This is a genomic window from Verrucomicrobiales bacterium (assembly GCA_016793885.1).
GTDB lineage: Bacteria > Verrucomicrobiota > Verrucomicrobiia > Limisphaerales > UBA11320 > UBA11320.
This window is the reverse complement of the sequence record JAEUHE010000236.1, coordinates 87,105-98,968: the sequence shown is the minus strand read 5'-3', so window position 1 is coordinate 98,968 and position 11,864 is coordinate 87,105. Positions and strand designations below refer to the sequence as shown.

Annotated in this window: 5 protein-coding genes; 2 read left to right on the top strand and 3 right to left on the bottom strand. The window is 61.2% G+C overall.

Translation table 11 applies throughout. The features are described from left to right. Positions 1-269: 269 nt before the first annotated feature. Positions 270-1,748, bottom strand: coding sequence for a hypothetical protein (locus tag JNN07_26015; protein MBL9171215.1), 1,479 nt, complete (start codon positions 1,746-1,748; stop codon positions 270-272). A 6-nt stretch (positions 1,749-1,754) separates the two neighbouring features. Next, entirely contained in the window at positions 1,755-2,147 is a 393-nt protein-coding gene (locus tag JNN07_26010) for an ACT domain-containing protein (GenBank protein MBL9171214.1), read from the bottom strand. Between the two features lie 127 nt (positions 2,148-2,274). Between JNN07_26010 and JNN07_26005 the strand changes: the two genes are divergently transcribed. Next, entirely contained in the window at positions 2,275-2,586 is a 312-nt protein-coding gene (locus JNN07_26005) for a hypothetical protein (GenBank protein ID MBL9171213.1), read from the top strand. A gap of 52 nt (positions 2,587-2,638) precedes the next feature. Continuing rightward, positions 2,639-8,941, top strand: a complete 6,303-nt coding sequence (locus JNN07_26000; GenBank protein ID MBL9171212.1) for a lamin tail domain-containing protein — start codon at positions 2,639-2,641, stop codon at positions 8,939-8,941. Positions 8,942-9,242: 301 nt separating this feature from the next. Here the strand turns inward: JNN07_26000 and JNN07_25995 are convergent, their stop codons facing one another. Continuing rightward, positions 9,243-11,468, bottom strand: coding sequence for a hypothetical protein (locus JNN07_25995; protein MBL9171211.1), 2,226 nt, complete (start codon positions 11,466-11,468; stop codon positions 9,243-9,245). Between the last annotated feature and the right edge of the window lie 396 nt (positions 11,469-11,864).

Genomic DNA, 11,864 nt, shown 5'->3' with positions numbered 1-11,864 from the left:
GGAACCCCGCGCTGCTGCCAGCGGATTTTCGGAGCCCCGCCACGGAAGCGCGCGTCGATACGGGGTAGGGAGAGACTTGATCGAAGATCGATCCGATCAAGCTTATAGTTCCGTTTTCCGTCGAGCCCTGATGAGCCCTCTGTCGTCGAAGCTGATGGAAGCTGCGTCGTGGAGAGCCAACTCGGCGACGATCCCCTCTCGGCCCTAGCGGCGTTGCCCCTTTGTTGTCCCGAACCTGGGGCATTCATGGGCTCGAGCGGAGTTTCGCCCTACCCCATCTTACCTGGCACCAACCACGCGCAACGATGCGGTGAGAAGGCCAAAGAAAGCACCCGGCCTCCACTCTCACCAAAACCAGTTGAGAATTCTTGGCCTGACAACAGATCCACCCAGGCGTGGGCCACGGCTCCAAAAGTCTCCGGCAGCCGGAACACACACTGTGCCTCATGGTTCGCGAGGTTGGCTACCACCAGAAACGGGCTGGCCCCTCCCCGACGCCCCATCCAGCCCACGAACCCATCATGACTTGGGTTTCCCGGCCAAGCCGGCTGGGGCACCAGCAATTGCGGAACCTCCACCCAATCGCCAAGCTCACGCACTGAGCGACTCAGAAAGTGATAGGACTGGCGCAGGGATCCATCGATGGGCTCCACCCGCCTGCGAAGCGTGCGAATATCAGCCCGCCCGCGCAGTCCGTCCCATTGACCTTCATGAACCAGCCGAAGCCCAGGCAACGCCAGCAGCAAGGCAGCCCATGAGCGGTGCTCCATCTGGGACGCCAAGGACGCAACCCTAACCTCATCGTGGTTCTCCAGGAAACGCGCTCCGCGGCTCCAGAGTGCCGCCGTTGACTGCGAGAGATGAGCGCGGAGGTCTGCGGGTCGACGCGCAATCAAATGATCATAAAATCGCTTGTCGTAGGCGTAATCGAAGCCTTGGTCCAGCAGGGTTGGCTCCAGATCCCAATACGCTTCGGCCAGGGTCAGGAACCGCGGATGTCGGCTCTTGATCGCCGCGATCGCATGGGACCAGAAGCTTCCCTCGGCTCGCCCGCCGGAAGCGGCAGGCCAGGCTTCCCACTGTTTTTCGAAGACCTCCGGGAGAAGGAGCATCGCCATGTCTGCACGTATCCCGTCGCATCGCTCTGCCACGGCGAACAGCTCCCGCAACATCGCTTCGTGAACCGCCTGCAACCGCCAGTCCAGCTGAGCCGTGTCAGTCCAGGCCGGGAAGAACGGATCCTTGCCATGAGCGATCCAGCGCTGCCGCGCTCCCGAGCCCGTGCGAAACGTCTCCGCCCGGCGAGATGCCGAGCCAACGAACCATTCCGGGTGCTCGCGCACCCAGGGGTGATCCAGAGCGAGATGGTTGGGAACAAAATCCAGGATCAACCCGAGCCCCCGGGATCGCAGGGCAGCGCGAAGCTGGTCCAACGCCTCATCGCCTCCCAGTCCGGCATCGGGGTGATAGCCCGCCACGGCATAAGGGGATCCACAAACCTCATCCACAGGGTCCTGGGCAGAATGGCCTGGCAACCGTCCTGACTGCGCCAGCTGGACCGCGTGCTGGCGGGCCTGGACCCCGATGGGCCAAACCCCCATGGGCCAGACATGCGTGACCCCCTGTCGGGCCCAAGCATCCAGGGCCTCGAATGGCAGGTCCGCGAGAGTCGCTGGCCGCCCCAACTCTCGGCTGAGCCGGTGGAGCCAAGGTCGGACTTGGATCTGATAGACTAAAGGCGAGCGCACCCGGAACTAGGTGTTGAGCACTTTCAACGCCTGCCGCGCCCGGTCCACCCGCAGCACCAGCAAGCCCTTCTTGGCATTCGGAAGCGTGGCAAAGTACGCGTATTCGATGTTGATCTTGGATTTCGCGAGGCGATCGGAGATGGTCACCAACGAGCCCGGACGATTGTCCCCCTCGATCATCAGAATCTCATCGGCCACGACCAACGTGCCCCGCTCCTCGAACAGCAAGGTGGCACGACGCGGATCGCTGACGACCATCCGAATCACGATGTGATCCACCGTGTCACTCGTCGCCATGGCGTAGATGTTGATTTTCTCCGCCGCCAAGGCCTCGCAAACCCTGGCCAACATGCCGGGCCGGTTATCGAGGAACACCGCGAGCTGGGTGCTGAGTTGGATCATAAGTGTCAAGAGATCGATTCGCCAAGGTTGTCCATGTCCCTCGGCAACTATCTCCCAGCGCGGGATGCTTGAGCAATGCTAAAGCGCCATTTGGCATTTCCTGGGAATGTGGTAGACTAACGCGATGTTCAACCCCGTCCGAACCCGGAGACGCGTCCGAGCCATGCTAGGCCTCGGCCTCGCCACCGCCGCCTTGACCTGGGGGAACATCATTTTCGCCGTCACTGCCGACACCGGGGCCGGTAAACTCTACTGGATCACTGTCGTCGTTCTTTGCTTGTGGGCGGTAGGTTCGGCCGTGCAGGAGGTGGCAGTGACCATTCTCTGGATGAAAATCCGACGAGCCCGTGCGCTGTGGTTTCTCGAGCGGCCCGATCCCGATGGATCGCCCAGCCCGGAGGAATCGCCGAGCGAAGATCCGCACCTGATCTTTTGACTCACCAACGCCAGATCCGCTAAGGTGACCCCGACACCCTCGTCGGGACCTTATGCGTAATCTACATCTGCCCACGATCACCACCCTTCTGGCAGGGCTGTTGGTCGGGCTGGGACTCTACCCCCTTCCGGGCTCGCCCCTGGTCATCTCGGAGATCCTCACTCAAAACAGCGACGGACTCACTGATGAGGATGGCGCTCACGCCGAGTGGATCGAGATCTACAACGCCAGTGCCAACTCTCAGGATCTGCTGGGCTGGAGCCTGACCACCGCTCATGAACTAACACCCCGCTGGACCTTTCCCGCGACCAACCTTTCCTCGGGCGGGTATCTGGTTCTCTACGCTTCAGGTAAAAACCGGAGCCGGCCAGGAGGCCCGCTCCACACCAGCTTCTCGCTGCTCACGGATGACGGCTACCTGGCTTTGCTTCGACCGGACGGTTCGATCGCATCCGAACTCGCCTACCCGCGTCAGCGAAAGAACATCAGCTTCGGGGTCGGACGATCCGCCGCCGCCTCGCGGCTGATAGGCCCGTTGGATGAGGCCAAGGCCTGGGTTCCCAGCTCCCCGGCACTGCCGGAGAACTGGACCGGAGGGAGCGAGCCGTTCGCGGAAGAGAACTGGACTCCGGTCCGATGGGGGATAGGCTTCGACCTGAGTCCAGCCGGTTCGGACGGATTGCTGGCTTACTGGGACTTCAACCAGAACACCAATGCCACTCTGGCACTGGATCAAGGCGGTCAACAACATCATGGATCGCTCCAGGCGGGAGCGGTTTACACTCCCGATCGGGGTGGGCGGACGGGGCGTATCGGGGACCGAGCCGTCCAATTCGGAGCACCGGGAAGCAACGCTCGCATCGTGGTTACCGACGCCGCAAAAGGATGGTTCGACGCTGCCAAAGCAAAGGACGCGGTCACCTTTAGTTTCTGGATCTACGGCAGCGCCGCTCAACCCGCCAACAGCAGCGCCTTCTGGGCAGCGGGAGGAGTTGCCGGGAGCGGAACACGAAGCGCACAAGCTCACGTGCCTTGGAGCGATGGCGTGATCTATTGGGACACCGGCGGCACGGACTCAACGCTCCATCGAGTCTTCGTCGCTGAGCCCGACAGCACGCGCTACAAAGGCCGATGGAATCATTACGTGTTCCTGAAGGACCGGGCCCGGAAGGAAATCTGGCAGAACGGCCGGCTCATTCTATCGGGAACCAGCACGGCGCCCCTGGCGACCATTCGCAGCTTCTACCTCGGCTCGGGACCGGAGGGGCTCTACAACTACTCTGGCGTCCTGGATGACTTCGCCATCTGGAGCCGCGGTCTGCTGCCTGAGGAGATCTCCGCACTGAGCCAAGGAGCACTCCCAACGACCATCGGTCGAGCCCGCTCCCGCATCGTGACGGATGTGGCGAGTCTGATGCGCGGCATCAATGCATCCGTTTACGTCCGTTCCCAGTTCGCCCTTTCCTCGGCCAACCTTCCTTCCTGGCTGACGCTGCAAATGTCCTATGCGGATGGATTCATCGCCTACCTGAACGGAACCCCCGTGGCGCGGCGCTTTGCGCCCGAAACCATCGCCTTTGACTCCACAGCCACCACCGAGTCTCCCAACGGTGGCGCTTTCGCCACCGAAGCCATCGATCTATCGCCCTTTGCGGGTGCTCTGCACGTCGGCACCAATGTTTTAGCCATCCAGGGTTTAAATGGTTCGGCCACGGACGAGGAGTTTCTCCTCGAGCCGACTCTGCTCGGAGGTAAAACCACGGAGCGGACCTACTTCCCGGGGCCCTCTCCGGGACAGCCGAATGGACCAGGCCACACTGGACTACTTCCCAAGATCGAGTTCAGCCACCAACGCGGTCTCTATGCGGAGCCGTTCACCCTGCAAGTCTGGGTGCCTGAGCCCGGTGCTAGGCTCCGCTACACCCTGGACGGAAGCGAACCAACGGCCAGCAACGGCCTGCTTGCTCAAGGAACCAATGCGACGCTGCGCATCGACCGGACCACCGTGTTGCGAATGGTTGCCGACAAGGAAGGATATCTGGCCGCTCCACCGATCACTCACAGCTATCTGTTTCCTGATCAAGTGGCCAGCCAACGTCGTCCCGCATTCGTCGGCTCGGCCTGGCCGGGAGGCCATCCCACGGACTTTGAGATCGACCCCCGGGTCGTAAGCAGCGCTCTGCCCACGCGATCTTTCACCAACGCGCTCACGAGCATCCCCACCTTGAGCATCGCGACCTCGCCCGAGAAACTATTTGGAGCTCAAGGGATCTATGCGAACTCCAGCTACCCGAAAAACCCAGCGACGGATCTCGAAGTGCCCGCCTCGGCTGAGCTGATCTACCCGGACGGGAGTGTCGGGTTTGAGGAGAACGCCGGATTCCAGATTCACGGGAACATCACACGCGACAAGGGCTTCACCCCCAAGCACAGTTTCAATCTCGTGTTTCGGAAGGAATATGGGGTGGGAAAGCTGCGTTACCCGATGTTTGCGGAATCACCTGTCGATTCCTTCGACCGCTTCGTCCTTCGCGCCGGCTCGACGGACACCTGGGCAACCGTGAATTGGGAGAACTCGCTGGTGGATGGGGTGCAGCGGTGGCTCCGCGACGAGGCCAGTTTTGTGAGGGATCAGTGGGTTCGCGACGCCCAGCTTGACCTGGGACACCCGTCAGCGCGCGGAACCTACGTGCATCTCTACCTGAGCGGGCTCTACTGGGGGCTCTACAATCTGTGTGAACATCCGGATGATCATTTCGCGGCGGACTATCTTGGAGGCGAACGAGAAGATTACGACGTGCTGGCCGACTTCGCCGAGGTTCATGCCGGAGACAAGACCGCCTGGGATCAAATGAACAGCCTGGCTGGAGCCGGGCTCGCCAGCGATTCCGCCTATCAGCGAATCCAGGGCAATCACCCCGATGGCAGCCGCAATCCCAACTTCCCGAGATATCTCGATGTGACCAACCTGGTGGATTACATGATCCTGCATGTCTACATCGGCGCCGATGACTGGCCTAATCACAACTGGTGGGCCGCCCGAAAGCGGGGTGCGGACTCAACGGGGTTCAAGTTCTTTGCCTGGGATCAGGAAATCTCCATTAGCTCCCTGATCCGCACGCGGAGCTCGTGGGGGGCCGTCTACGCCGAAGCGGACGTCCCGGAGACCCCCACCTTCGTGTTCGCCCGCTGCCGCGCCAACGCCGAGTTTCGCCAGCTCTTCGCCGATCGAATTCACCAGCACCTGTTCAATCGCGGGGCGCTCACCGTCGCGAGCAACCTCGCGCGCTGGGATGCGCGAATCCAGGAGATCGATGCGGCGGTGGTCGCGGAGTCCGCCCGCTGGGGGGATTACCAGCGCCCGACTCGCCCCTACACCCGCGAAGTGGAATGGCTTTCCAGCAACGCGTGGATGAGGGCCGTGTTCTTTCCTTCAAACCAAACGGTGGTGATGAAGCGTTTTCGAGATGCCAAACTGTACCCGACCGTGGGCGCACCCTCCTTCAATCAATTCGGCGGCAGCGTTGCGCCAGGTTTTCAACTCACCCTCAGCCATACGAATGCAACCGGGACCCTTTACCTCACTCAGGACGGCTCCGATCCTCGACTTCGTGGCGGAACCATCTCGCCTCAGGCGGAATCCTACAGCGTTCCCATCCCGATCCTGGAGCGCCGAACGATCTCGGCGCGTGTGCGCAGTGGGACCAACTGGAGCGCGCTGGTCAGGGCCATTTTCGAGCCGACTCAGAATTTCGCGCCACTCCAAATCACGGAAGTGATGTACCATCCCCTGCCCGACGGGCCGACAGCTGGAGATGAGTTCGAGTTTATCGAGCTGAAGAATACCGGTCAACAACGCCTCGATCTGAGCGGGTTATCCTTCACCGCCGGACTCGCTTTCACCTTCACCAATGGTTCGCTGCTCGAGTCGGGAAGCTTCGCTGTAATCGCGAGGAACGTTACCGCGTTCCGCCAGCGTTATCCGAATGTAGTTCCATATGGCGAGTTCGACGGACGCCTCGCCGACGGGGGAGAATCCCTTGAGTTGAGGACCGCCGCCGGATTGCCGGTGCTCGCCTTCACCTACGCAGATGACCTCCCTTGGCCTCTGACCGCCGATGGGTGGGGCTTCTCATTGGTGCCGCGGGAACAAGAGGTGAACGAGCCAAGCCTCCCCGGCGACGCACGAAGCTGGCGACCGAGTTCGGCCCGGCATGGCTCTCCGGGAATGGATGACCCCGAGGACACGCGGCCAGCAGTGTTGCTCAGCGAGTTCCTGGCGAACGCGGGGCCCGCAGGTGATTGGATCGAGTTGGTCAACCACTCACCCCGGCCAGCCGACTTGAGCGGATGGCTCCTGACCGACGATCCGGCAACACCGGCCAAATACCGAATTCCCGCTAATACCATCATCCCACCCGGGGGGTTTCAGGTCATCGCGGAAAGTGAGTTCGGCAAGCCAAGTCCGGAGGGAATTGCCTTTGGTCTGAGCGCTGTTGGCGACGAGGTTTATCTTTTCTCGGCGGACGCGGAAGGCCACCTCACTGGAGCGAGTCATGGGTTCCGTTTCGAAGCCTCGGAACTCGGCTCGAGTTTTGTTGTCCATCGGAATAGCACGGGACATGAATTCGCCTCAAAATCCTCGACAGCCACCCCAGGGGCATCCAACGCGGCTCTCGACATTGGCCCTGTTGTCATCAGCGAAGTTCACTACCATCCGAGCTTGGATGAACTGGAGTACCTGGAGCTGCACAACATCACGGATCAGACTATACCCCTGTACGAGGCCTCCAACCCCACCCGTCGCTGGCAGCTGCGAGGCCTGGGCTTCGAATTTCCTCACGAATCGAGCTTAGCACCGGGAGCAAGATGCCTGATTGTGATGTCGGAACCCGATAGCTTCCGGAGGTTTTACTCCGTGCCACCCTCGGTCGCCTGCTACGGACCGGCCAACGGAACCCTTCAGGACAGCGGGGAGGAATTGGAACTCATCCGGCCGCTGACGGGAACCACGAACACTCAGGCCTTTGTCGTGGTCGATCAAGTGCGCTACAATGATCGCGCCCCTTGGCCTCCAGCCGCCGACGGAGGTGGACCGTCCTTGCACCGGCTCGCTGAGCACGCCTTCGGCGACGATGCCATCAACTGGGTCGCCGCGAAACCAACACCCGGCGAGGGACTACCGGGCGGACTTCCGCCGCGCTGGCTGGAACCACCGAACAGCACCAATGTCATCGAAGGAACCACGTTCGAACTTACCGGCAAGGTCGAGTCGGACTCCGCGCCTTTCTACCAATGGCAACGAAACGGTCTCTCCCTGCCGAACGCAACGAACGCAACCCTGGGATTCATCCGCGTCTCCCCTGAGGACGCCGGACAGTATCGGCTCAGCGCCTTCAACGAGGCCGGGGCGCTCCTGAGTGCCAACGTTACTCTCACCGTGCTGCGACTGCCGACCATCTTCGGCCACCCCTCGAACCGAGCCCTCGCCGCCGGGGGTTCGAGCACGCTCACCGTGGGTGCGCAGGGTACCGGAAACCTGAGCTATCAATGGCTCCTGGACGGACAGGAGCTGCTGGGAGCGACCAACTCCACCTTGCGGATCAGTTCGCTGAGTGAATCGAGCGAAGGACTCTACCAAGCCCGCGTCACGGACTCCGTTGGGTCCACTCTCAGCAACCCCGCGCGCGTGGAGATTCTGCGTCGGGTCAGCCTGGTCCAGGCACCACAGAACCTAAGCGTCCTGGAAGGCACCGAGGTGGAGGTCAAAGTCGAGGCGGCGGGCACGCTGCCCATTCGCTATCAGTGGAAGCGCGGTCTGGCTCTTCTACTCAACACCAACTCGATGAGCCGGACTTCTTACCTGCGCCTCAGCCAGGTTGGGCTGAGCCAGGCCGGCAGCTACTCCGTCACCCTGGCGAACCAGCTCGCGGGAACCATCATCGCGCCGTTCGTGCTCACGGTCCTCCCCGACACCGATCGGGACGGGATGCCCAACGACTGGGAAATCCAACTTGGACTTAACCCGAACAACTCCCAGGACGCCGGATTCGATGCGGATGGCGATGGGTTTACGAATCGGGCTGAGTACCAGGCGGGGACAGACCCCCGGAGTGCGGCCAGCCGATTGAGCTGGAGTGACATCACCTGGGACGGCCAAACGCTGAGGTTGCAGTTCCTCGCGGCCTCCAATCGCTCCTACTCGATTTTCTTTACCGACGCGCTTGGAGCAAAGCCCTGGTTTCGACTGATCGACCTGAGCGCGACGAGCAGCACCGAACTTCGATCCATCGAAGACCAGCATCCAGGGGCAGCGCGATTCTACAAGCTCATCACCCCGGCGGGAGAACCATGACGTCGGGGTTTGGCGTTCTGTTGTTAATTCGGGAGTTTCTCACCTCGGCTTTACGGGGCCCGAACCCGCAGGGTTCACAGAAATTAGCCGGGGGCGCCTGCACCCCCGGAACCGTCAAAAATTCCGAGCATCGCGCAGCGATGCCACGGAATGGGGGAGGATCCGCAAACACGGTACGGTTGGAATTCCCTAACGGGGCTCTGCCTCTGATCGAGGAGGCATGATAATGCAGGGCACGGCAATAGTTAGCTTCTACAGGCAAGGCTTCGGCGATGCCTCCTCGGTCTGAGGCAGAGCCCCGCTATTCCTGGAGCATCCAGTCCAATCCAGCGGCTTCGTCGCCCGTGGGAACAAACGTCAAGCGATCGGCCGCTCCCGCAGCCGTGTAGAGTCGCTGCACGAGTTCCGTCCCGCTCGCGGTTTCCCCCGAAAGCCGCAGCGCCCCGGGGGCGCCTAGCGCCAGCATGCCCGGCACATCGAAGTATTTGGCCCCACCGGGCAGGAAGTCAGGGTCATGAATCGCAGCAACGTTCTCGAATCGGAAACCTTGGGTATCGATCCAGGATTTTGTAACAATCCCTCCGGCCAGCGCCCGCGCGGCTGCTGCCCAATGTCCCGCCTCCTTCAGGCCAATCAAACCAATCGACTTCGAAGTTCGCTCATGATGCTGGATAAAGGAGACCAAGCGCAGGACATCCTGAATTCGCTGCGCACACACGGTGGCATTGTAACCAAAGGTATAGGCCGCTGCTTCACGGTTATTTTTCACCCGCGGCGTCTGTGTGAGAGGGAGATTGTCCGCCAGGAACTCGCCCTGATGCAGCAGATCGATGCCGGCAACAGCGACTCCGCCGTCGATGAGGCGCTTGACTCCGGGTTGCAACCGATAGTCCTCACCCGCGCCCGCATCGAAAAGCCCGGACTTCCCCTGGGGATGCAACCAGATCACCGTTCGTCCATTCCATTCCTTGGGATAAAGAAAGACCACCGGATTTTCCTCGGTGCGGGCCATCTGCCGGAGGCGGCCTCCCATGACCCAGTGATTGCCCTGGTCCTGCTTCAAAGTCTGCTCATAAGTCACCTCCCCAGCACTCGGCAAGGAGCGTCCAATGATCACCTCCAGGGCTCCGCGGATCGTTTGTCGAAACTGGTTGGGAGAACCCACCATTCCCTCCAGCTGCTGCCGGGCATCCTTCGTCCACCACTGAAGCAGCTGACGCTCGAAGTCCGGTCCCGCCGCGGGCCGCGGGTGCTGACTGTCCCAGACGGACAGTTCCTCCATCGTCAGCCGTTGGTAGTCCTGCTCCAAGACGGGCTCGAGGGCGTTCAATTGCAGATGTTTGTTCAGCCAAGAATACATCACCGTCCGACTAGGGGAGTTATAATTGTGACCAAAGTGGTTGAGAGCCTTGAAATGAACCAAATCGGGCTTCTGGTACAAGCCGTAAAGCTGCTTCAGTTCAGGAAAACCTTTCGTCGCCATGTCCTTGGTCCAGTCATCGGCGCCGGTCATGCCTAAAGGTTTCGGGGCGAAGAGCGCGGCAAACTCGACGTTCCCGGTATCTAACCGCAGGCCACAGGCATTCTCGCAGGTGCACCCGCCTTGCATGGCGGTGCTGACCATCACCGCCGGAAAGGCGACGGCGGGACGAGGATCAATGGCTCCGAGAATAAACGTCTGCGTCCCTCCGCCGCTCGCCCCGGTGACCCCGATCCGAGCCGGATCCACCTCCGCAAGCTCGAGAAGAAAGTCGAGACTCCGAATCGAGTTGAAGGTCTGAAGTCCCATTATGTTTTGATAGTGCGACTCCGCGGCGGGACTGAACAGCCCCCACGCGCCCGCCGCGTTCATTTCCGGCCGCTGCTTGGAGAAACCGTGAGCGATGCTCATGGGAATCTGTTGGCTATCGGCATAGCCCAGCATGTCGTAGTGGAACACCACGCAGCCCATCCGAGCGAGCTGCACGCAACGAGCCTGAAGCACGCTGCGTCCGCCCTCTTCGAACCGCTCGGCGCCGACCGCGATCTCCTCGCGCACTTTGGCGTTGTCGTAGAATCGGCCGCCGGGCCAATGTCCATGAGGACACAGGATGCCTGGCAACTTACCCGACTTGCCCTTGGGTCGATACAGGTTCCCCGTGACAAAGAAGCCGGGCATGCTTTCAAAATAAACCTTCTCAACCGTGTAGTCCGGACGCTCGATGCGACCATGGATGACCGCGTTCAGGGGGGTTTTGGTCGGAAGCGGCCAAAGGCCCATTGTCACCAGGATTTGCCGGCGAACCCGCTCGGCGCGTTTCTGCCACGCCTCCAGGTTGGAGGGAGGCACGAACGGAAAGTAGCCATCCAGGTCCTTGAGCGGCTCCAGTCGATGATCCTGCGGAAGTTCGCCTACCGGCAACACACGCGGCGCGGCGAGAGCATTGACTGAGCCGATCATCGCGCTGAACGTGATCGCGAACGTTAACCCGAGCCTCAAGGAACTAGCGAACTTCGAGGGAGGAGGAACGGGATTGATTGGCTTCATTCCTGATGAATACTCACATCCCCCCCCGCCGGGCAAGCGAGTTCAGCGGGTCATCTGGACCGCGAGGCGATTGGTGTGGAGGAATGGAGATCCAGACACCGGATTATCGAACCTCAGAAGACGCGAAGGACACGACGTAGGACCCGAAACAAGCTGGGAAACGCCGGCGTTTCTCGCCTTGCCGGCAGGGCCCGAACCCGCAGGGTTCCAAGAGATGTAGCCGGGAGTGCTCGCACCCCCGGAACTGTTAAAGATACGGAGGATCCCGTAGCGATGCCACCGGCTGCTGACCACGGATTTCCCGGATAACACAGATGGAAAACGATGGGGGAGCCGCGCAGGCGTCATTTGAATGTTAGACTGGGGTCGACGGGCCGCTGACTGATACCACCTAAG